The sequence below is a fragment of the Amycolatopsis sp. FBCC-B4732 genome (assembly GCF_023008405.1).
Classification (GTDB): domain Bacteria; phylum Actinomycetota; class Actinomycetes; order Mycobacteriales; family Pseudonocardiaceae; genus Amycolatopsis; species Amycolatopsis pretoriensis_A.
Genome location: NZ_CP095376.1, coordinates 3,659,470 through 3,683,621 on the forward strand (window position 1 = coordinate 3,659,470; position 24,152 = coordinate 3,683,621).

The 24,152-nt window shown below is 74.4% G+C and carries 2 protein-coding genes; both read right to left on the minus strand.

From position 1 onward, the window contains the following. Positions 1–113: 113 nt before the first annotated feature. Entirely contained in the window at positions 114–4,097 is a 3,984-nt protein-coding gene (locus tag MUY14_RS15700) for an amino acid adenylation domain-containing protein (protein WP_247023746.1), read from the minus strand. Continuing rightward, positions 4,094–24,136: a non-ribosomal peptide synthase/polyketide synthase gene (locus tag MUY14_RS15705; protein ID WP_247023747.1), complete on the minus strand. Its 20,043-nt coding sequence runs from the start codon at positions 24,134–24,136 to the stop codon at positions 4,094–4,096. Before MUY14_RS15705 ends, MUY14_RS15700 begins: the two co-directional genes overlap by 4 nt. Between the last annotated feature and the right edge of the window lie 16 nt (positions 24,137–24,152).

Consider the following 24,152-nt stretch of genomic DNA (forward strand, 5'->3'; position numbering starts at 1 on the left):
CTTTGTATCGACGGTTACGTACCGCGCGAGGGTCGGCCTGCTTTTGGCCGGACCAGTAACCGGGGCGGGGGCCGGTGCGGCGACCGCGAGGTCTTCGGTCATGGCGTTCTCCTTCACTCGTCGGCGGTCACGGCGAGCCCGGCCAGCACGGCCCGGGCCAGCTCCGCCACGTGCGGCGGTTCGACCATGTCCCAGTGGTGACCCGGCACCGGTGTCACCGTGAGCTCGCCGCGCGTGCGGGCGCGCCAGCTCTCCGGCCGCACCTCCGGGCGGCCCTTCACCGGGTGGGTGCCGGTGGAGGTGATGAGGTGGATGCCGGTGTCGACGACGGCCCGGCAGCGGTAGGCCTCGACGGCGTCCTTGCCGGCCAGGTAGACCCGCGCCATCTGTTCGACGACCGCGTTGCCCGCGACCTCGGAGACCATCCCGCGGTCGCGGGCCTCGGCGAGCATTTCGTCGAGGGTGTCGGCGGCCCCCGGGGCCAGCTTCAGCACGGCCTCGCCGAACCAGGCCAGTGGGTCGCTGGTGTCGACCTCCGGCAGCGGGTTGCCGTAGTCGTCGACGCCGAGGACGGTCGCGTCGATGACGCACAGGTGCTCGACCGCCCGGCCCGCCGCCTCCAGCTGGGCGGCCATTTCGAAGGCGACCGAGCCGCCCTGGGACCAGCCCGCGAGCCGGATCGGGCGGTCCCCCGCCACCGGCAGGAGGTCGGCGACGAACGCGGCGGCCAGCTCCTCGATGGTGTGGACCGGGTCCTCGCCGGGGGCGAACCCGGGCGCCTGCAGGCCGAACACCGGCAGCGCCGGGTCCAGCTCGGCGACCAGCTGCAGGTACGGGAAGGGGCTCCCGGCGGTCGGCGGCAGCAGGAACAGCGGGGCGACGCCCGCACGGCCCGGCGAGAGCGGCACGACCAGTCCCCCGGCGCTCTCCCCGGCGCGGATGAGGTCGGCCAGCGCCCGGACCGTCGGGGCGCGGAACACCTCGGCCAAGCCGACGGTCGCGCCCAGCTCGCCCTTGATCCGGTCGACCAGCACGACGGCCAGCAGCGAGTGCCCGCCGACGTCGAAGAAACCGTCGGTGACGCCGACGCGGCGGCCCAGCAGGTCCTCCCACAGCTTGGCCAGGGCCATCTCCAGCTCGTCGCGCGGCAGGACGCCGGACGTCGAAACCGGCGCAGCGTCCGGGGCGGGCAGCGCGACCCGGTCGATCTTGCCGTTGGACGTCAGCGGCAGCGTGTCCAAAGTGGTCAGTGTCGCCGGGACCATGTACTCCGGCAGCCGCTCGGACAGGTGCGCGCGCAGGGCGTCGGCGTCCACAGTGGACGGGGCGACGTACCCGGCGAGCGCGCCGTCGCGGACCACCGCGACCGCTTCGGTGACACCGGGGCCGCCGACCAGCGCGGCTTCGATCTCGCCCAGCTCGATCCGGTAGCCGCGCACCTTGACCTGGTGGTCGGTGCGGCCGACGAACTCCAGGCGCCCGTCCGGCAGGTACCGGGCGAGGTCGCCGCTGCGGTAGAGGCGGCCGGGGCCGAACGGGTTGGCCACGTACTTCGCCGCGGTCAGGCCGGGGTTGCCGGCGAACCCGCGGGCGACGCCGGCGCCGCCCGCGTACAGCTCGCCGGTGACGCCGACCGGGACCGGCCGCAGGTGCTCGTCGAGGAGGTAGACCTCGGTGTTCCAGATCGGGCGCCCGACCGGGATCGGCGTGGTGACGCACTCGGCGGCGGGCAGCAGGTTGATCACGTTCGCCACGGACGTCTCGGTGTGGCCGTATTCGTTGGCCACCACGACGTCGGGGGCGTTGTCCCGCCAGAACTCCAGGGCTTCCGCGGTGAGCTGCTCGCCGCCGACGACCAGGTGCGCGGCCGCGGCGGCGGCCGCCGGGGCGAGACAGCGGCGCAGCGGTTCGAGGTGCGCCGGGGTGAGCTTGACGAAGCTGAACTTCCGGCCGCTCGAGAGGACGTCGGCGAGCCCGGCGACCGGGTGCTCGTCCTCCGGCACCAGCGTCACCGTCGTGCCGCACAGCAGCGGCAGGAACAGCCCGGTCACGGTCAGGTCGAAGGCGAGCGACGAGTGCACGGGGGCACCGTCGCCCTCGTCGGCGCGGTAGGCCTGGCGGCACCAGTCCAGGTAGTGCAGCACCCCGCGGTGGCTGATCTGGACGCCCTTGGGGCGCCCGGTCGACCCGGAGGTGTAGATGACGTAGGCCAGGTTCTCCGGGTCGACGACCGGGTCGGTCCACGGCACCGGGTCGTCGGCGACCGGCTCGTCGGCCAGGACGACGACGTCCCCGAGGTCCGCGCCGGCGTACCGGCGGGTGGTGACCAGGACCCGCGCACCGGCCTGGCGGAGCATGTACTCCTTGCGGTCCTGCGGGTAGGCCGGGTCGAGCGGGATGTAGTGGCCGCCGGTCTTGAGGATGGCCAGCAGCACCGGCAGCAGCAGCGGGCCGCGTTCGCAGAGCACGCCGACCGGGGTTTCGACGCTGACGCCGTGGGCGCGCAGCCGCTGGGCCAGCCGGGTCGCACGGGCGTCCAGCTCGGCGTAGGTCAGCTCGGTCCGGCCACAGCGGACGGCGATCGCGTCCGGGGCGGACGCGGCCTGCGCGGCGATCCGGCCGTGCACAGTGCCGCGCAGGTAGGGCTCGGCGGTGTCGTTCCACCTGCCCAGCAGCAGTTCGCGCTCGTCCGCGCCGAGGATGTCCACTTGGGACAGGCGGGCGCCGGGGCGGGCGGCGAGCCCGGTGAACAGCCGGACGAAGTGCTCGCCCATCCGGGCCATCCGGACCTCGTCGAACAACGCGGTCGCGTACTCCAGCACCCCTTCCACGGACCCGTCGGCCTGGCGGACGAAGGAGATCATCAGGTCGAACTTCGCCGTCGTCGAAGGCAGGTCGACCGACGACACCCGCAGGTCACCCAGGTCCGGCGAGCCGGACGAAGCGTCGTAGACGGCGAACATGACCTGGACGACCGGGGTGTGCGCGAGGTCGCGCTCCGGCGCCAGTTCCTTGACCAGCCGCTCGAACGGCAGGTCTTCGTGCGCCTGGTCGGCCAGCCGCGCCACGCGGACGCGGTCGGCGAGGGCGGCGAAGTCCGGGTCGCCGGAGAGGTCGCCGCGGGCAACGACGGTGTTCACGAAGAACCCGACCATGTGCTCCAGCTCGGCCCGCCCGCGCCCGGCGACCGGGGTGCCGACGGCGATGTCCTCACGGCCGGTGTGCCGCCCGAGCACCACGTACGCGGCGGCGAGCAGCGTCATGAACGGCGTCGCGCCAGTGGTCTTTCCCTGGTTCAGCACCGCTTCGGCGGCGGCCGCGGGGATGGTGAAGCGGACGGAGGCGCCGTGGTGGTCGCGCTGGGCCGGGCGCGGGCGGTCGGCGGGCAGTTCCAGGGTCTCCAGGCCGGCGAGCCGCTCCTTCCAGTACGCGAGATCGGCCGCGTGGGCGTCGGTCCGGGACTGCTCCCAGGCCGCGAAGTCCGCATAGGACAGTTCGATCGGCGGCAGCTCGCCGCCGGTGTAGAGCTTGCGGAGGTCGGCCATCAGGATCGGCAGGGACCAGCCGTCACAGGCGATGTGGTGGACGTTCAAAGCGAGCACGTGCCGCTCGGACGCCTCGCGGACCAGCAGCGCCCGGAACACCGGGCCGGTGGCGAGGTCGAAGGGACGGCCGACGTACTCGGCGAGCACGGTGTCCAGGTCGCCTTCCACCACCGGCAGGTCGACCGGGGCCGGAGCCCCGATCACCTGGCGCGGCCGGTTGTTCTCCGCGGTGTACGTCGTGCGCAGGATCTCGTGCCGCGCCACCAGGGCGTCGAGGGACCGCCGGAGCGCGTCGACGTCGAGGGCGCCCTCGAGCCGCAGGAGCAGCGGCACGGCGTACTCGGCGCTGTCCGGGTCGAGCCGGTCGAGGAACCACAGGCGCTGCTGCCCGGCCGAGAGCGGCAGCGGGGCGCCGCGATCGGCGCGGCCGAACGCCCGCGCCGGCGTGGCGGCCCGGCCGCGCAGCCGTTTCGCGAGCACCGCGGCCCGCAGCCGTGCGGCGCGCTCGGCGTCGGCCGGCTCGGCGGCGGGGCGGATGTCGAACGTGGTCATGCGCTGGCCTCCTCAGAGAGGGAGTCGAGGAGCTCCTGCTCGGACATGCCGGCGAGCTCGGCCTCGATCTCGGTGTGGACCACGGCGGCGAGCGCGGCGACCGTGGTGGTCTGGAACAGCACGGGCAGGGAGAGGTCCACCCCGAACGCGGCCTGCAGCCGCATCCGGACCTTGGCGGCGAGCACGGAATGCCCGCCGAGGGCGAAGAAGTCGTCGCCGAGCCCGACGCGGGGCACGCCGAGCACCTCGCTCCAGATGTCGGCGATCAGCTGCTCCTCGGGACTGCGGGGGGCGAGGTAGTCCGCCACTTCCTCGGCCGGTTCGGGCAGCGCCGCCCGGTCGAGCTTGCCGCTGGCGTTGACCGGCAGGGCGTCGAGCACGACGAACGCGCTCGGCACCAGGTGCTCCGGCAGCCGCTGCCCGAGGAACGCCCGCAGGTCCGTGGCCGTCACCTCGCCGGCGACGTAGGCGACCAGCCGTTTCTGGCCGGCCGGGTCCGGCTTGGCAAGCACGACCGCCGCGGTGAGCGCCGGGTGCGCCCGCAGCGCGGACTCGACTTCGCCGAGCTCGATGCGGAAGCCGCGGATCTTGACCTGGTCGTCGGTCCGGCCCAGGAACTCCAGCTCCCCGGCGCGGGTCCGGCGGACGAGGTCGCCGGTGCGGTACATCCGCCCGCCCGCCGGGTTCGCCACGAACCGGCTCGCGGTCAGCCCCGGCCGCCCGAGGTAGCCGCGGGCGAGGCCCGGGCCCGCCACGTACAGCTCACCCGCGACGCCCGGTGGCACCGGCTGGAGCCGGTCGTCCAGGACGTACGCGCTGGTGTACCGCAGCGCCCGGCCGATGTTCACCGGCGCGCCGGCCACCAGTGGTTCGGACACCGTCGAGACGACGGTGGCTTCGGTCGGGCCGTACATGTTGAGCATCCGGCGCCCGGGCGCCCACTGGGCGACCAGCTCGGGCGGGCAGACGTCGCCGCCGACCACGACCGTCCGGAAGTCCGGCAGGTCCGCGTCTTCCACGGTGGCCAGCGCCGCCGGCGGGATGAGCGCGTGCGTCACCCGGCCTTCGGCGAGGACGTCCCGCAGCTGGTCGCCCAGCAGCGGGCCGGGCGGGGTGACGACCAGGGCCGCACCGGTCATCAGGGACGCGCACAGCTCGAGGATCGACGCGTCGAAGCTCGGGGACACGTACTGCAGCACCCGGTCGCCCGGGCCGACCTGGTAGGCGGCGATGGTGTTGGCCACCAAAGTGCCGAGGCCGGCGTGGCTGACGACGACCCCCTTCGGGCGTCCGGTCGAACCCGACGTGTAGATCACGTACGCCGCGTGCTCCGGGCGGACCACCACGTCCAGCGGGCTTTCGTCCACTGTGGACATCCCGAGGTCCTTCAGCACCACCACCGGGTTCGCGTCGTCGAGCATGTACCGGATGCGCTCGGCCGGGTAACCGGGGTCGATCGGGAGGAACGCGGCCCCGGTCTTGACCACCGCAAGCTGCGCGACGACCAGGTCGGCCGAGCGCGGCAGCAGCAGCGCGACCACCGTTTCCGGGGCGGCCCCGCGTTCGCGCAGGGCGTGCGCCAGCCGGTTGGCCGCGCGGTCCAGTTCGCCGTAGGTCAGCGAACCGGGACCGGCCACGACGGCCGGGGCGTCCGGGTTCCGCCGCACCTGGGCCTCGACGAGCCCGGCGAAGGTGCCGCCCGGCGCGTCGGCTTCGGTGGCGGTGACTTCGGCCGCGTCGAGCATCGGGACGCGGTCGACCGGTCGCGCCGGGTCTGCCGCGAACCCGGCCAGCAGCCGCAGGTACCGGTCGGCGAACGCGGCGACCGTGTCCTCGTCGAACAACGCGACCGGGTACTCCAGCACCCCGCCCACTTCGCCGGAGGCCTGCTCGCGCAGGACCATGGCGAGGTCGAACTTGGCCGCGCCGGTCTCGACGCCGAGCGGCTCGCAGTCCAGCCCGGCGAGCTCCCAGCTGCCCGCGGACACCGTCTGCAGCGCGAACATCAGCTGCACCAACGGGTTCCGGCTCGGGTCGCGGTCGGGCCGCAGCTCGGCCACGACCCGGTCGATCGGGACTTCCTGGTGGCTGAAGGAGTTCAGCGCCGTCTCGCGGACCCGGCCCAGCAGCTCGGTGAAGCCGGGCGAGCCGGTCAGGTCCGCGCGCAGGGCGAGGGTGTTGACGAACTGGCCGATCAGCCGCTCGGTGTCGGGGTGGTCGCGGCCGGCGACCGGGCTGCCGATCGCGAACTCCCGCAGCCCGGTGTGCCGCGAGACGAGCACCTGGAACCCGGCCAGCAGCGTCATGAACAGGCTCGCCCGTGCTTCCGCACCGACCTCGCCGAGCCGGGCGGCCAGCTCCGCGGGCACGGTGAACTCGTACCGCGCGCCCCGCGGGTCGCGCACCGGCGGCCGCGGGCGGTCCGCCGGGAGCTGCACGACCTGCGGCACGCCGGCGAGCTGCGCCCGCCAGAACTCGACGTCCGCTTCGGTCGGCTGGGACCAGGCGGCGACGTCGGCGTACTGCACCGGCAGCGGCGGCAGTTCGGCACCCGCGTAGAGGTCACGCAGCTCCTCGGCGAGGATGCCTTCGGACCAGCCGTCGAGCACGATGTGGTGCGCCGACAGGAGCAGCACGTGGTCGTCCTCGGCCAGCCGCCCGAGCGCGGCGGCGAACACCGGCCCGGTGGTGAGGTCGATGCCCCGCACCGCGAGGAACGGCTCGATCGCCTCGATCGCGGTGACCGGCAGCGGGACCGGCCCGGCCGGGTCGACGACCTGCCGGGGCTCGCCGTCGATCTCCACGAACCGGGTCCGCAGGACCTCGTGCCGTTCCACCAGCTTCGTCAGCGCGGCGGCGAGGGCGTCGACGTCGAGCGGGCCGCGGAGCCGGACCGCGTTGGGCACCAGGTATTCCGCGCTCGAGGGCGCCATCCGGTCGGCCAGCCACATGCCGGTCTGCACGCCGGCCAGCGGCGCCGGGCCGCCCGCCCGCTTCGGGATCGCCTCGAACTCGCGCTTGGTGGCGCGGGCGACGGCGTCGGCGAGTTCCGCGACCGTGGGCGAGTCGAAGATCAGCCGGATCGGGATGTCCGCCGAGAGCCGCTTGCGCAGCTCGGCGACCACCCGCACCCCCAGCAGGGAGTGCCCGCCCAGGTCGAAGAAGTTGTCGTCGGCGCCGACCCGCTCGACCCCGAGCACGGTCCCCAGCACCCCGGCGACCAGCTCCGCGATCGGGCCTTCCGGCGCGCGGTACTCGGCGCCGGCCGCGGCCGGGGCGGGCAGTGCCTTGCGGTCGATCTTGCCGCTCGTGGTGGTCGGGAACTCGGGCAGCACGCTCAGCGCCGTCGGCACGAGGTACACCGGCAGCCGCTCGCGCAGCTGCGCACGGATCGCGGCCTCGGTGAGCGTGACGCCGGCCTGCGGGGTGACGTACCCGGCGAGGCGCTTGTCGCCCGGTGTCGGCTGCCACACCGTGACGGCCGCCTCGCGCACGCCGGGCAGCTCCAGGAGCACCTGCTCGACCTCGCCGGGCTCGACGCGGATGCCGCGGATCTTGACCTGCGAGTCCTGCCGGCCGAGGAAGGTCAGCGCGCCGTCGGGGGTGCGCAGGCCGCGGTCGCCGGTGCGGTAGAGCCGCTCCCCCGGTTCGAACGGGCTGGCGAGGAACGCCGACGCCGTCTTGACCGGGTCGCCGAGGTAGCCGCGGGCCAGGCCGACGCCGCCGATGAAGAGGTCACCGGGGACGCCGACCGGGACCGGCCGCAGGTGCTCGTCGAGGACGTGGATCTGGTTGTTGGCGATCGGCGACCCGACGCTCACCGAGCCCGCGCCGTCGAGGTCGGCCCGCAGGCATTCGCGCATGGTCGAGTCGATCGAGACCTCGGTGGCACCCCACTGGTTGTGCAGCGTGGCGGTCTCGCCCAAGCGGTCGAAGAAAAGCTTCAGCAGTTCCGGCTGCAGGGCTTCGCCGCTGGTGATGACGTTGCGGACCGTCTTGAGCGCGGCCCGGTCGGCCGGGGTCAGCTGTTCCAGGAACAGCGTCAGCATGCTCGGCACGAACTGCAGGTTGACCACCCGGTGCTTGACCGCTCCGGCCAGGATCGCGGCCGGGTCGCGGTGCAGGCCCGGCGGGATCAGCGCGACGCGGCCGCCGACGACGAGCGGCCACAGGCATTCCACGGCGGCGTCGTCGAACACCAGCGTCGTCTTCTGCAGCACGCCTTCGCCCGGCTGGAGCCGGTAGGTGTCCTGGTGCCAGCGCAGCCGGTTGACCCAGCCGCGGTGGGTGCTGGCGACGCCCTTCGGCTTCCCGGTGGAACCCGAGGTGTAGTAGATCGACACCAGGTTGTCCGGGTGGGTGGTGTCCGGCCACGGCGCCGCCGCACCGTCCAATCCGGACACTTCGAGGAAGACGACGTCGGTGCTGTCCGGCGTCGGTGCGCCCGCGTTGACCAGGCAGACCGGGGACTGCGCGTCGCCGAGGATGCCGAGCACCCGAGGTTCCGGTGCGTCGGTCTCGATCGGGACGAACGCGCCGCCGGCCTTGAGGATCGCGACCAGGCCGACGATCAGGTCGATCGAGCGGTCCATCCGCAAGCCCACCGGGACGTCCGGGCCGACGCCGTGGCCGGCCAGCCGCGCGGCGAGCACGCCCGCCCGCCGTTCGAGTTCGGCGTAATCGATGTGCTCGTCCAGGTACTCGACGGCCACCGCGTCCGGGGTCTTCCGCGCCTGCTCGCTGATCAGGTGGTGCAGGCAGGCGGACTCGTCGTAGGCGACGGCGGTGTCGTTGACGCCGTGGACGAGGTGGTCCCGCTCGGCCTCGCCCAGCAGGTCCAGCTCGCCGACCGGGGTGCCCGGCGCGTCGGCGATGCGGGCCAGCAGCGTGGTGAAGTGGCCGGCCAGCCGCTCGATCGTGGTGCCGTCGAACAGCGCCGTCGGGTACTCGAAGATGCCGGTCAGGGCACCGTCGGCGTCCTGGGCGAGCGCGAGTTCGAGGTCGAACTTGCTGACCCGGGTGTCGACGGCGAGCTTCTCGACCGCCAAGCCCGGCAGTGCCCAGCCCGCCTCCTCGGTGTTCTGCAGGGCGAAGACGATCTGCACCAGCGGGGTGCGGGTGAGGTCGCGTTGCGGGCGCAGCAGCTCGACGATCCGGTCGAACGGGACGTCGTCGTGGTCGAACGCGGCCAGGGTGCTCGCGCGGACGCGGGTCAGCAGCTCGGTGAACGCCGGGTCGCCGGTCAGGTCCGCGCGCAGCGGCACGGTGTTGACGAAGTGCCCGATGAGCGGCTCGGTCTGCGGGTGGCTCCGGCCGGACACCGGGGTGCCGATCGCGAAGTCCCGCAGGCCCGTGTACCGGCTGATCAGGACCTCGAAGGCGGCGAGCACGGTCATGAACAGGCTCGCGCCGTGCCCGGCGCCCAGTTCGGCCAGCTTGCGCACCACGGGAGCCGGGATGTGCACCGGGGTCTTGGCGCCGTCGATGTCCCGGGTGAGCGGCCGCGGCCGGTCGGCGGGCAGCTCGGCGACGTGCGGCATGCCGTCGAGCGCCTGCCGCCAGAAGGCGAGCCCGGCTTCGTCGGACGCGTTCGCCTGCCACGCGGCGACGTCGCCGAACTGCACCGGCAAGGCCGCGGGCGTCATCCCGGCGTAGTGGTCGCGCAGTTCGGCGGCCAGGACGCCCATGGACCAGCCGTCGGCGACGATGTGGTGCAGCAGCAGCACCAGGACGTGGTCGCGGTCGGCCACGCGGCCCAGCGCGGCCCGGAAGACGGGCCCGTGCTCGAGGTCGAGCGGGGTGTCCACCTGCGCCCGCACGAACGCCTCGACGTCGGTCACCTCGACGACGGGGAGCGGCACCGGGCGCACCGGGTCCACCACCTGCACGGGTTCGCCGCCGGTCTCCACGAACCGGCTGCGCAGCACCTCGTGCCGCGCCACCACCGCCGACAGCGTGCCGGCCAGCGCGCCGGTGTCGAGGACGCCCTCGATGCGCAACGCCAGCGGGACCAGGTACTCCGCCGAGCCCGGGGCGAGCCGGTCGGCGAACCAGAGCCCGCGCTGCACGGGCGAAAGCGGCGTCCGCGCGCCGTGCTCGCGCACCGGGATCGGCTCGAAGTCCACAGTGGACGCGTCCGGTACCAGCCGGGCCAGCGCCGCGATCGTGGGCGCCTCGAACAGCGCCCGCACGCCCAGCCGGACACCGAACTCGGTGCGCATCCGGCCGGTCACCTTGGCCGCCAGCAGCGAATGCCCGCCGAGGGCGAAGAAGTTGTCCGCCACCCCCGGTTCCGGCACGTCGAGGACGTCCGCCCAGATCGCGGCGAGCGCGGTCTCCACGGCGGTGCGCGGGGCGACGTGCCCGGCGACGACCCGCTGCGGCGCCGGCAGCGCGGCGCGGTCCAGCTTGCCGTTGGCGGTCCGCGGCAGCTCGGCCAGCGGCACGATCACCGACGGGACCAGGTATTCGGGCAGCCGGGCCGCCGCGAACTCCGAGACCGCGGCCGGGTCGGCGGTGCCCACGACGTAGGCGACCAGCAGCCCGTCCCGGACCACGACCGCCGCCTGCGTGACGCCGTCGTGCGCGGCCAGTACGGCCTGCACTTCGCCGGGCTCGACGCGGAAGCCGCGGATCTTGACCTGGTCGTCCGCGCGGCCGGCGTACTCCAGCACGCCGCCGGCGTTCCACCGGGCGAGGTCGCCGGTGCGGTACATCCGCTCCCCCGCCCGGAACGGCGAAGCCACGAACCGCTCGGCCGTCGCGCCGGGCTGCCCGAGGTAGCCGTGGGCGGTGCCGACGCCGGCGAGATACAGCTCGCCGACGACCCCGGCGGGCACCGGCCGCAGCCGGGCGTCGAGGACGTAGGCGTGCTTGCCGGTCAGCGGCCGCCCGATCGGGACCGGGCCGTCGACCGCGGTGACGGCGTGGAAGGTGCTGAAGCCCATGGTCTCGGCCGGGCCGTAACCGTTGACGACCGCGACGTGCGGGTACTCCCGCAGCACCTTCGCCAGGTGCGCGGGCGAGGCCGCCTCGCCGCCGGTCATCGCGCAGCGGACCGTCGCGAACACCGCCGGGTGCTCGTCGACCAGGAAGTTGAACAGGCTCGCCGAGACGTCCAGGACGGTGACGCCGTGCGCCAGGACCAGGTCCTCGATCAGCGCCGGTTCGGGGCGCTGGCCGGGCTGGAGCACCACCGTGCCGCCGGCCAGGAGCGGGCCGAGCAGCTGCGTGCCGAACGCGTCCCACGACACCGGCGCGCACTGCAGCCAGACGTCGTCCGGGCCGAACCCGGCGTAGTCCTGGCCGGTCAGCGTGCCCACGACCGCGCGGTGCGGGGCCGCGACCGCCTTGGGGACGCCGGTCGAGCCGGAGGTGAACATGACGACGGCGAGGTCGTCCGGGCGGCCCGGCAGGCCGAGGACACCGCCGTCGCGCACGGCGATCGCGGCCGCGTCTTCGACGACGTCGATCCGCCGCCACGGCAGGTGACGGCCGTCGGTGAGGACGACCGCGGCCGACGTCCGCCGCAGCGCGCCGAGGAGGCGTTCCGCGGGGAAGTCCGTGTCCAGCACGGTGTAGGCGGCGCCCGCCTTGAGCACGGCGAGCAGCGCGACGGCCAGCCGCGGTGACCGTCCGATGTGGACACCCACCAGGTCACCGGGCCGGACGCCTTCGGCGATCAGGTGCCGGGCGAGCCGGTTGGCCTCGGTGTCGAGCTGCCGGTAGGTCAGGGGTGAGCCTTCGAAGACCAGCGCGGTCGCGTCCGGTGCCCAGGCCGCCTGCCGCTCGAACAGCTCGTGCAGCCGCATGCCGGGCGCGGTCACCTCCGTCGTGCCCTGGGCCAGCAGCGCGGCGCGCTCGTCGCCGGTGAGCAGGTCCAGCTCGGTCACCGGGACGTCCGGCGTCGTGACGGCGGCGGTCAGGAACCGGGCGAACCGGGCCGCGATCGCCGTCGCCGTGGCCGCGTCGAACAGGTCGGCCGCGTACTCCAGCTGCCCGGTCAGCCCGGCCGGGCTGCCGTCGGCGGCGTGGTTCTCCTCGATGCCCGCGGTGAGGTCGAACTTGGCGACGTCCCGGCGGACCGCGACGCCTTCGGTGGCCAGTCCCGGCAGGCTCAGCCGGGCGGTGGCGTTGTTCTGCAGCACCAGCATCACCTGGAACAGCGGGTGCCGGGCGGCCGACCGCGCCGGGTTCAGCTCTTCGACGACCCGCTCGAACGGGACGTCGGCGTGCGCGAGCGCGGCCAGCCCGGCGTCGCGGACGCGGGCCAGGAGCTGCCGGAACGTCGGCTGCCCGGACACGTCGGTGCGCAGGACGAGCGTGTTGACGAAGAAGCCGGCGAGGTCGTCCAGCGCGGTGTCGCCGCGGCCGGCGACCGCGGTGCCGAGCGGGACGTCGTCGCCCGCACCGAGCCGCGAGAGCAGCGCGGCGAACCCGGCCTGCAGGGCCATGAACAGCGTCGCGCCGCCGCGGCGGGCCAGCTCGGCCAGTCCTGCGTGGACGTCGGCGCCGAGCGCGAACTCCACCGAGCCGCCGCGGTGGCTCGCCACCGCCGGGCGGACCCGGTCGGCGGGCAGGGCCAGCTCTTCCGGCGCCCCGGCGAGGGCGTCCCGCCAGAACGCGAGCTGGCCGCCGACCTCGTCGTCGTCGAGGACTTCCCGCTGCCACAGCGTGTAGTCCGCGTACTGCACCGGCAGCGGCGCCCAGCCCGGAGCGGCACCGTCGAGGCGGGCCGCGTAGGCGGTGGCGAGGTCGTTCCACAGCGGCGTGGCCGACCAGCCGTCGGAGGCGATGTGGTGCAGCACCAGCAGCAGCACGTGGTCGTCGGCGGCGACCCGGACCAGGTGCGCCCGGATCGGCAGCTCGGTGCGCAGGTCGAAGACGTGCGCGGCGGCCGCCGCCAGCACGTCGCCCAGTTCGTCCTCAGTGGACTCGACGACCGACCAGGGCACCTCGAAGCCGGCCAGGATCTCCTGCCACGGCTCGCCATCGCGGGACGGGAACACCGTCCGCAGCGACTCGTGCCGTTCGACGACGTCGGCCAGGGCCGCTCGCAGGGCGGGCACGTCGAGAGAGCCGCGCAGGCGCAGGGCGCGCGGGACGTCGTAGCCCGCGTTGGCCTCCTCGGCCTGGTCGACGAACCACAGCCGCTGCTGCGCGAACGAGAGCGGGAGCCGCTCGGGCCGTTCGCGCCGCGTCACCGGCGGGCGCGCCGGAGCGGCGTCCCCGAGGACCTCGGCCAGCCCCGCGACCGCCGGGGTGCGGAACAGGTCCCGGATGCCCAGCTCGACGCCGAGCACCGCGCGGACGCGGCCGATCAGCCGGGCGGCCAGCAGCGAATGCCCGCCCAGGTCGAAGAACCCGTCGTCGAGGCCGACCTCCGGCAGGCCGAGCACCTCGGCGAACAGTCCGCAGAGGACGTTCTCGGTCACGGTCCGCGGCCGGCGCCGGGACGCCGCCGCGAAGTCGGGGGCGGGCAGCGCGCGGCGGTCGAGCTTGCCGTTCGCCGTCCGAGGCAGCTCGTCCAGCGCCACGATCGCCGAGGGCACCAGGTAGTCCGGCAGCCGCCCGGCCAGGTACGCCCGCAGCGCGGCCGGTTCGGCGGTGCCCACGACGTAGCCGATCAGGCGGCCGTCGCGGACGACGACCGCGGCCTGCTCGACGCCGTCGTGGCGGGCCAGCACCGCGCGGACCTCACCCGGTTCGACGCGGAAGCCGCGGACCTTGACCTGGTCGTCGGCGCGGCCGACGTACTCGAGGACGCCGTCGGCGCGCCACCGGACGAGGTCGCCGGTGCGGTACACCCGCTCCCCCGGGACGAACGGGTTCGCGACGAACCGCTCGGCCGTCGCGGCGGGCAGGCCGCGGTAGCCGTCGGCCAGGCCGTGGCCCCCGAGGTACAGCTCACCCGTGACGCCGGGCGCGGCCAGGGCCAGGTGCGCGTCGAGGACGTACGCGCGCTTGCTCGCGACCGGGCGGCCGATCGGGATCGCCGTGCCGCCGAGGTCGGCGGCGGTGATCGGGTGGAACGTCGTGTAACCCATGCTTTCGGCCGGGCCGTAGCCGTTGATCAGCTTGACGTCCGGGTACTCGCGCAGCGCCTTGGTCACGTGCTCGACCGAGGCCGGCTCGCCGCCGGTCATCGCGCGGTGCAGCACGGTGAAGACCTGCGGTTCGGAGTCCAGGAGGTAGTTGAACAGGCTGGCCGAGGCGTGCAGCACGGTGACGCCGTGCTCGGCGACCAGCGCGGCGATCCGCTCCGGCTCCGGGTTCTGGCCCGGCTGCAGGACCGTGCGGCCGCCGTGGAGCAGCGCGCCGAACAGCTGGAGCGCGAAGCCGTCCCACGACACCGGCGCGCACTGCAGCCACACCTGCTCGGCGTCGAAGGTGGCGTAGCCCTGGCCCATCGTGGCGACGACCCCGCGGTGCGAAGTCGCGACGCCCTTGGGGACGCCGGTCGAGCCGGAGGTGAACATGACGCAGGCCAGGTCGGCCGGGGTCAGCTCGACGCCCGGGTTCGCCGTGTCCGGGTGGCTCGGCAGGGACCTGAGCACCCGCTCGACGCCCGCCTGCGCGGTGACCGCGGCCAGCCGCTCGGCCGGGTAGCTCGGGTCCAGCAGGGTGTAGGCGGCGCCGGACTTGAGCACGCCGAGGACCGCGATCGCGAAGTCGAGGCCGCGTTCGATCAGAACTCCGACGACCTCGCCGCGTTGGACGCCGTCGTCGAGGAGGTGGTGGGCGACCTGGTTGGCGCGGGCGTTCAGCTCGCCGTAGGTCAGCGATTCGCCCTCGAACAGGATCGCGACGGCGGCGGGGTCCTGCCGCTCGACGATCGTGTGCAGGCAGTCCACGGGCGCGGCGCTCACCCGGCCGGCGTTGCCCGCGGCCGCCACGAGGTCGCGCTCGGCGGCGGTCAGCACCTCGAACGCGGCCACCGGCGTCGAAGGCGCGTCGGCGATCTGCTCCAGCAGCCGGACGAACGCGCTCGCCAGCCGCTCGGCGGTGGCGGCGTCGAACAGCGCGGTCGCGTATTCGAAGGCACCGGTGATCCCGCCGGCGCCGGGGTGTTCCTCCAGGGCGGCGGTGAGGTCGAACTTGGCGACCGCGCGGGCCACCTCGTACGGCTCGCACTCCACTCCGGGCAGCACCGGCGCCGGGGTGTCCTGCTGCAGCACCAGCATCACCTGGAACAGCGGGTGCCGGGCGGCCGAGCGGGCCGGGTTCAGCTCTTCGACCAGTCGCTCGAAGGGTACGTCGTCGTGCTCGAACGCGCTCAGGTCGGCTTCGCGGACGCGGTCCACCAGCTCGGTGAACGTCGGCGCGCCGCCGAGGTCCGTCCGCAGGACCACGGTGTTGACGAAGAAGCCGACGAGGTCGTCGAGGACCGGGTCGGGCCGGCCGGCAACCGGGGTGCCGATCGGGATGTCGTCCCCGGCGCCGAAGCGCGCCAGCAAAGTGGCGAGTGCGGCCTGCAGGACCATGAACAGGGTCGCGCGCTGCCCGGCTGCCAGCTCCAGCAGCCGGGCGTGCAGTCCGGCCGGGATCGTGATGGCCGCGGACCCGCCGGTGTGGTCCGCGGTCGCGGGCCGGACGCGGTCGTAGGGCAGCGCCAGTTCCTCGGGCAGCCCGGCGAGCGCGCCGGTCCAGTACGCGAGGTCGGTGTCGAGTTCCCGTTGCCACAGCGTGTAGTCCGCGTACTGCACCGGCAGCGGGGTCCACTTCGGAGCGTCGCCGCCGAGCCGGGCCGCGTACGCCTCGGCGAGGTCGCGGAGCAGGACCGGGATCGACCAGCCGTCGCCGGCGATGTGGTGGGTCAGCACGAGCAGGACGTGCTCGTCCCCCTCGCCGAACAGCCAGGACCGCACCGGCGGCGCGGCGGCCAGGTCGAACGGCGTGCGCGCGGCTTCGGCGACCGAGCCGGTCGCGACCTCGAACGGCACCTCGAAGGAGTCCAGGATCACCTGGTACGGCCCGGACTCGTCCTCGGCGTAGTACGTGCGCAGGGCTTCGTGGCGACCGGCCACATCGGACAGTGCCGCCGCCAGCGCGGCGGTGTCGACGGCGCCGCGCAGCCGCAGGGCGATCGGCATGTGGTACGCGGTGTCCGCGGAGTCCATCCGCGCCAGGAACCACAGGCGTTCCTGGCCGGGCGCCAGCGGGAGGCGGGCCGGCCGCTCGCGCCGCGTCACGGCCGGGCGGGCCGCGACGGCGTCGCCGAGGCTTTCGGACAGGCCGGCCACGGTCGGGTTCGCGAACAGCGCCCGCACGGTGACGTCGAGGCCGAGCACCGCGCGGATCCGCCCGGCGAGCCGGGTGGCGAGCAGCGAATGCCCGCCCAGGTCGAAGAAGCCGTCGTCGATCCCGACCTCGGGCACGCCGAGGACCTCGCCGAACAGCTCGCACAGGGCGTGCTCCCGCGCGGTCCTCGGGAGCCGGCCGGCACCGGTCTCGAGGGCGGGCGCGGGCAGCGCCTTGCGGTCGAGCTTGCCGTTCGGCGTCCGGGGCAGCTCGTCGAGCGCCACGATCGCCGAGGGCACCATGTACCCCGGCAGCGCGGCGGCGAGGTGCCGGCGCAGTTCCTCGGTCTCGATCGGCGACGTCAGCACGACGTAGGCGACCAGGCGCTTGTCGCCGGGCCGGTCCTCGCGGACGACGACCGCGCGCAGCGCGACCGCCGGGTGGGTGGCCAGCACGGCCTCGATCTCGCCGAGCTCGATGCGGAACCCGCGGATCTTGACCTGGTGGTCGACGCGGCCGAGGAACCGGAGTTCGCCGTCGCGGCGGCGGGCGACCAGGTCACCGGTGCGGTACATCCGCTCGCCGGCACCGAAGGGGCTCGCGACGAACCGGTCGGCGGTCAGATCGGGCCGCCCGAGGTAGCCGCGCACGACGCCGTCGCCGGCGAGGTACAGCTCGCCCGGGACGCCCGGCGGCACCGGCCGCAGCGCGCGGTCCAGCACGTGCACCTGCGTGTTGGCGATCGGCGTGCCGATGGTCGGCGCCCCTTCGCCGACGCGGGCGGTGGTCGACCAGATCGTCGTCTCGGTCGGGCCGTACATGTTGGTCACCGACGCGGCCCGGGCCCGCAGCGCGACCGCGAGGTCGTCGGGCAGGGCTTCGCCGCCCACCAGGACGTGCACGCCGGAGAGGTCGACGGGCTCGGCCAGCAGCGCGTGGAAGAGGCTCGGCGTCGCCTGCAGGAGGGTGACGTCTTCGGCGAGGGCGGCCAGCGCGCGGGTGTCGCGCACGTCGTCGCGGCTCGCGAGGACGACGGTCGCCCCGGCCAGCAGCGGCGCGAAGATCTCCAGGCCGGCGATGTCGAAGCCGACCGTGGTGACGGCCAGCAGCCGGTCCCCGGCCGCGATGCCGAACCGGTCCACCATGTCCAGGAGGAAGTTCAGCAGCGGGCGGCGCGGGACGACGACGCCCTTCGGGCGGCCGGTCGAGCCGGACGTGAAGATCACGTACGCGGGGCTGTCCGGGGACGCGGTGTGCGCCGGGTTCTCCGCCGGTCCGGCGAAGACGAGTTCGTCGCGGGTGACGACGAGGGCCGGGTCGGCGTCCTCCAGCATCATCGCGATCCGGTCGGCCGGGTAGTCCAGGTCGAGCGCGAGGTAGCCGGCGCCGGTCTTGAGCACCGCGAGCATCGCGACGACCAGGTGCTCGTCGCGCGGCAGGGCGAGGGCGACGTACCGTTCCGGCCCGGCGCCGCGCCCGGCCAGATGCCGGGCGAGCTGGTTGGCGCGGGCGTTCAGCTCGGCGTAGGTCAGCGTCGTCGCGCCGAACTCCAGCGCGGGCGCGTCCGGGGTGCGCGCGGCCTGGGCTTCGAACAGCTCGATGACCGAGGTGTCCGGGACCGGGACCGCCGTGCCGGCGTTGGCCGCGTCGATCGCGGCGGCTTCCGCGGGCGCCAGCAGGTCCACTGTGGACAGCGGCGCGGCGGGGGCTTCGACGGCCGCGGTCAGCAGCCGGACGAACCGGTCGGCGAGGTCGGCCGCGGTGCCCGGCTCGAGGAGGTCGGTCGCGTACTCCAGGTAGCCGCCGATGCCGGCCGGGCTCCCGTCGGCGCCGGCGTTCTCCTCCAGGTTCAGGGTGAGGTCGAACTTCGCGGTCTCCGTGGCGACCGGGACGTCCGCGGCGGTCAGGCCGGGCAGGGTCAGGTTGGCCGCGACGTTGTTCTGCAACGCCAGCATCACCTGGAACAGCGGGTGCCGCGCGGTCGAGCGGGCCGGGTTGAGCCGTTCGACGATCCGCTCGAACGGGACGTCGGCGTGGTCGAACGCGGTCAGGGCGCGCTCGCGGACGCGGTGCACGAGCTCGGTGAAGCTCGGGTCGCCGCCGAGGTCGGTCCGCAGCACGAGGGTGTGGACGAAGAAGCCGACGAGGTCGTCGAGCGCGGCGTCCGGGCGGCCCGCCGACGGCGTGCCGATCGCGATGTCGTCGCCCGCACCGAGGCGGGAGAGCAGGGCGGCGAAACCGGCTTGCAGCACCATGAACAGCGTCGCGTGCTCGCCGCGGGCCAGCTCCAGGAGCCGGGCGTGCAGGTCCGCGTCGAGGGTCACCGGCAGGGTGGCGCCCCGGTGGGTCGCGACCGGCGGGCGGGGGTGGTCGAAGGGCAGGTTGATCTCATCCGGCAGCCCGGCGAGCGTCTCGGCCCAGTGCTCCAGCGAGTCGCCGGTGGCTTCCTGCTGCCACAACGCGTAGTCCGCGTACTGCACCGGCAGCGGCGTCCACTTCGGACTCTCGCCCTCGACGCGGGCGGTGTAGGCGGTGGAAAGGTCACGCAGGAGCGGGGCGAACGACCAGCCGTCGCTCGCGATGTGGTGGGTGACGAGCACCAGGACGTGGTCGTCACCGTCGGGCAGCAGTGCCGCGCGGACCGGGAGGTCGGCGGCGAGGTCGAACTCGCGCGCGGCGAACTCGGCGACGTCCACCGGGCCTTCGGTCCACGGCAGCGCGGTGAGCGGGCGGATCTCCTGGCGGGGGACGCCGTCGGTGTCGGGGAACACCGTGCGCAGGGCCTCGTGCCGCTCGACGACGTCGGCGAACGCGTGGCGCAGCGCGGCCACGTCGAGCGGGCCGGTCAGCCGGAGCGCGCGAGGGACGTGGTAGGTCGCGCCGGCCTGGTCGAGCTGCTCGACGAACCACAGGCTGCGCTGGTTCGACGACAGCGGCAGGACCTCCGGCCGCGGCCGGGCCACGACGGCCGGGCGGGCCTCCCGCGCGCTGTCGAGCACGGCGGCGAGGGCGGCGACGGTCGGCGCGCGGAAGACGTCCGCCACCCCGATCCGGGCGCCGAGCACGGCGCCGATCCGCGCGACCAGCCGGGCCGCGAGCAGGGAATGCCCGCCGAGGGCGAAGAACCCGTCGTCGACGCCGACCGTTTCGACGCCGAGCACGTCGGCGAAGAGCCCGCATAGGACCTCTTCGCGCGGGGTGCGAGGCGCCCGGGACGTGCTCGTGCGCTCCGGTGCGGGCAGCGCGCGGTGGTCGAGCTTGCCGTTGGCCGTCAAGGGAAGCGCGTCGAGGAGCACGAACGCCGAGGGCACCAGGTGTTCGGGCAGCCGCTCCGCGAGGTGGGCGCGGAAGTCGGCCGGCTCGCCCACGACGTAGGCGACCAGGAGCTTCTGCCCCGGCCGGTCTTCGCGGACGACGACGGCGGACTCGGTGACGGCCGGGTGGGTACCCAGCGCGGTCCGGATCTCGCCCGGCTCGACGCGGAACCCGCGGATCTTGACCTGGTCGTCGGCGCGCCCGACGTACGCCAGGACACCGTCGGCGCGGCGGCGCACCAGGTCACCGGTGCGGTACATCCGCTCCCCCGGCGCAAACGGGTTCGCGACGAACCGGACGGCGGTGAGGTCCGGGCGGCCCGCGTACCCGTCGGCGATCCCGCCGCCGGCGGCGTACAGCTCGCCGACGACGCCGGGCGCGATCGGGCGCAGCCGCTCGTCCAGCACGTACGCGCGCTTGCCGTTGAGCGGCACGCCGATCGGGATCGGCGCGCCGGTGAGGTCGGCGCTGGTGACGCGGTGGGAGCTGACGAAGATCATGTTCTCGACCGGGCCGTAGCCATTGGTGAAGGCCACGGCCGGGAAGGTCTCGACAGCCCGCGTGAGGTGCGTGACCGACGCCGCTTCCCCGCCGGTGTGCACCTCGCGGACGTGCTCGAACACGCCCGGGTACTCGTCGAGGAGGAAGTTGAGCAGGCTGGCGGAGGCGAACATCGTGCTGACGCCGTGGCGCGCGACCAGCTCGGCGATCAGCGCGGGCTCGGGCTTCGGGCCCGGCTGCAGCACGCAGGCGGCGCCGGTGAGCAGGGCGCCGAAAAGCTCGAACGCGAACGCGTCCCAGGAAACCGGCGCGGTCTGCAGCCAGACGTCGCCGCCGTAGCCCTGGCCGAGGATCGTGGTGGTGACGGCTTCGTGCGAGGCGACGACGCCCTTCGGCGTGCCGGTGGACCCGGAGGTGAACATGACGCAGGCGGGCCCGGCCGGGGACACCACGCGGGCCGGCGCGGCCGTCGTCGGCGTCAGGAAGGACAGGTCGTCGAGCACGAAGGGCGCGTCGACCTGCTCGGCGAGCAGCTGCCGGCGCTCGGCGGGGAACGACGGGTCCAGGAGCGTGTAGCCGCAGCCGGCCTTGAGCACGCCGAGGATGGCGGCGACCAGGTCCGGGCCGCGGTCGAGGCAGATCGCGACGATCCGCCCGGCCGGGACGCCGGCGAGCAGCGCGGCGACGCCGTTGGCGCGGGCGTCCAGCTCGGCGTAGCTGACCGACCGGTCCTCGAACAGCAGCGCGGTCGCGTCCGGCGTGTGGCGGGCGTGGCCCTCGACGACCTCGTGCACGGTGACGGCGGGGACCGCGGGTGCGCGCAGCCCGCCCGCCGTGGCCTGGGCGTGCTCGGTGGCGTCGAGGAGGCCGAGCTCGCCGATCCGGGCGTCGGGGTTCTCCGCGACGGCGGTCAAGACGCGCAGCAGGCGTCCGGCCAGCGCTGCGGCGGTCTCGCGGTCGAACAGGTCGCTCGCGTACTCGAGGAGGCCGGTCAGCTCGCCGTCGCGTTCCTCGAAGATCGCGGCCAGGTCGAACTTCGCGTACCCGATGTCGACGCGTTCGCCGGTGGCGCGCACCCCGTCGAGGGCCAGCTCGGCCGCGACGTTGTTCTGCAGCACCAGCAGGACCTGGAACAGCGGGTGGCGCCCGAGCGAGCGGGCCGGGTTCAGCTCCTCGACCACCCGCTCGAAGGGCACCTCGGAGTGCTCGAACGCGGCCAGGCAGGTCTCGCGGGCCCGGTCCAGCAGCTCGCGGAACGTCGGGTCGCCGCCGGTGGCGGTGCGCAACACGACCGTGTTGACGAAGAACCCGACGAGGTCGTCGAGGGCGGCGTCGGTGCGGCCGGCGACCGGCGAGCCGACCGGGACGTCGTCGCCCGCGCCGAGCCGGGTGAGCAGCGCGGCGAACGCGGCCTGCAGCACCATGAACAGCGTCGCGCCTTCGGCCGTTGCGAGGGCCGCCAGCTTGCGGTGGACCTCGGCGGGGACGTCCATCGGGACGACACCGCCGCGGTGGCTCGCGACCGCCGGGCGGGGGCGGTCGGCGGGCAGCGGCAGTTCCTCGGGGGCGCCGGCCAGTGCGCCGCGCCAGTAGGCGAGGTCGCGCTCGACGGGCAGATCGCGTTGCCACAGCGTGTAGTCCGCGTACTGCACCGGCAGCGGCGTCCACCGTGGAGCGGTTCCGGCCATGCGGGCCGCGTAGGCCTCGCCGACCTGGCGCAGCAGCGGGGCCATCGACCAGCCGTCGCACGCGATGTGGTGCACGACCAGCAGCAGCACGGCGGCGTCGCCGGGCAGGGTGAACAGCGTGGCGCGGATCGGGAGTTCGCGGGCGAGGTCGAACCCGGCCTCGGTCGCGGCGGTCAGGTCGCGGTTCAGCGTGTCCTCTGTGGACGTTTTCACGGCCCACGGGACGTCCCCGCCGGGCAGGATGTGCTGCACCGGCACGTCGCCGTCGCGGGTGAAGACCGTGCGGAGGGCTTCGTGGCGGGCGACGACGTCGCCGACGGCCAGCCGCAGGACGCCGGCGTCGATCGGGCCGGTCAGCCGGACGGCCTGCGGCACGTGGTAGCCGGCGTTCCGGGTGCCGGCCTGGTCGAGGAACCACAGCCGCCGCTGGGCGAACGAGAGCGGCATCGGCTCGGGACGCCGCCGCGGGGTCAGCGGAACGCGGGCCGGGGCGGCGCCTTCGAGGAGCTCGGCCAGGCCCGCCGGGGTCGGCGCGCGGAAGACGTCGCCGATCGCGGCTTCGAGGCCGAGGGTGGCGCGGATGCCGGAGACGAGCTTCGCGGCGAGGAGCGAGTGGCCGCCGAGGGCGAGGAAGCCGTCGTCGATGCCGACGCCGTCGATGCCGAGGACGTCGGAGAACAGCGTGCAGAGCGCGGCTTCCCGCGGGGTGCGCGGGGCGCGGCCGGTGCGGGCGGCGGCCCAGTCGGGGGCGGGCAGGGCCTTGCGGTCGAGCTTGCCGCTCGGGGTCAGCGGGAGCTCGCCGAGCACGACGAACGCGGCCGGGACCATGTACTCCGGCAGATGCTCCGCGAGGGCGGCACGCAGGGCGTCGAGGTCCGGGGTGCCGTCCGGCACGAGGTAGCCGACCAGGCGCTGGTCGCCCTCGCGGTCTTCGCGGGCCAGCACGCAGGAGCCGCCGACGCCGGGCTGGCGGTCGAGGACGGCCTCGATCTCGCCGAGTTCGACGCGCAGGCCGCGGATCTTGACCTGGTGGTCGGTGCGGCCGAGGTAGTGCAGCGCCCCGGTTTCGTCCCGGCGGGCCAGGTCGCCCGTGCGGTACATCCGCTCCCCCGGCAGATGAGGGCTGGCCACGAACCGCTCGGACGTAAGGCCGGGACGGCCGTGGTAGCCGCGGGCCAGCTGGATGCCGGCGAGGTACAGCTCGCCCGGCTCCCCGGGCGCTACCGGCCGCAGCCGTGCGTCGAGGACATACGTGCGGGTGTTCCACACCGGACGTCCGATGGGGACGGTGCTGTTCTCCGGACGGCAGGCCCAATACGTGACGTCGACCGAGGCTTCGGTGGGGCCGTAGAGGTTGTGCAGCTCGACGCCGGGCAGCGTCGCGAAGAACCGGGCCTGCAGTTCGGCGGGCAGTGCTTCCCCGCTGCAGAGCACGCGGCGCAGGCCGGTGCAGGTCGCGGCGGCGGGGTCGAGCAGGAAGGCCTGCAGCATCGACGGGACGAAGTGGACGGTCGTGATCCGCTCGGCGCGGATCAGCCCGGCCAGGTAGGCGGGATCGCGGTGGCCGCCGGGGCGCGCGAGGACGAGCGTGGCGCCGGTCAGCAGCGGCCAGAAGAACTCCCAGACGGAGACGTCGAAGCTGGACGGCGTCTTCTGCAGCACGCGGTCTTCGGCGGTGAGCCCGTACTCGGCCTGGGTCCAGGCGAGCCGGTTGACGATGCCTTCGTGCGGGACCAGCACGCCCTTGGGGCGCCCGGTCGAGCCGGAGGTGTAGATGACGTACGCGAGGTCCTTTGTGGACACTTTCGGCTCGGTCGCCGGGCGGGCACTGAGGTCGACGGCGTCGAGGAGGATGGTCTCGGCGGCGAAGAGGTGCCGGTGGTGGGTCTGGGTGAGGACGACCGGCGCGGCGCTGTCGGCGACCATGTACGCGAGGCGGTCGGCCGGGTAGTCCGGGTCGAGCGGGACGTAGGCGCCACCGGCCTTGAGCACCCCCAGCAGGGCGATCACCAGCTCAAGGGAACGGTCGGCGCAGACGCCGGTGAGGACGCCGGGGCCCACGCCCCGCTCGACCAGGAGATTCGCGAGCCGGGCGGCTCGGTCGTGCAGTTCTCGGTAGGTCAGGGTCTCGCCTTCGAACACCAGCGCCGTCGCGTCCGGGGTGCGGGCCGCCTGCTCGGCGAGGAGCCGGGTGAGCGTGCGGCCCGCCTCCGGGACGTCGGTGGTGGTGTCGTTCCAGGCCGCCAGCAGCTGCCGGGCGTCGTCGTTCACGGTGATCAGCTCCAGTTCGTTCACTGCCGGCGGGGAAAGG

Bases quoted from the DNA above. Each gene is read 5' to 3' on its own strand.
- MUY14_RS15700 (WP_247023746.1), bottom strand. From the start codon at position 4,097: ATGACCACGTTCGACATCCGCCCCGCCGCCGAGCCGGCCGACGCCGAG.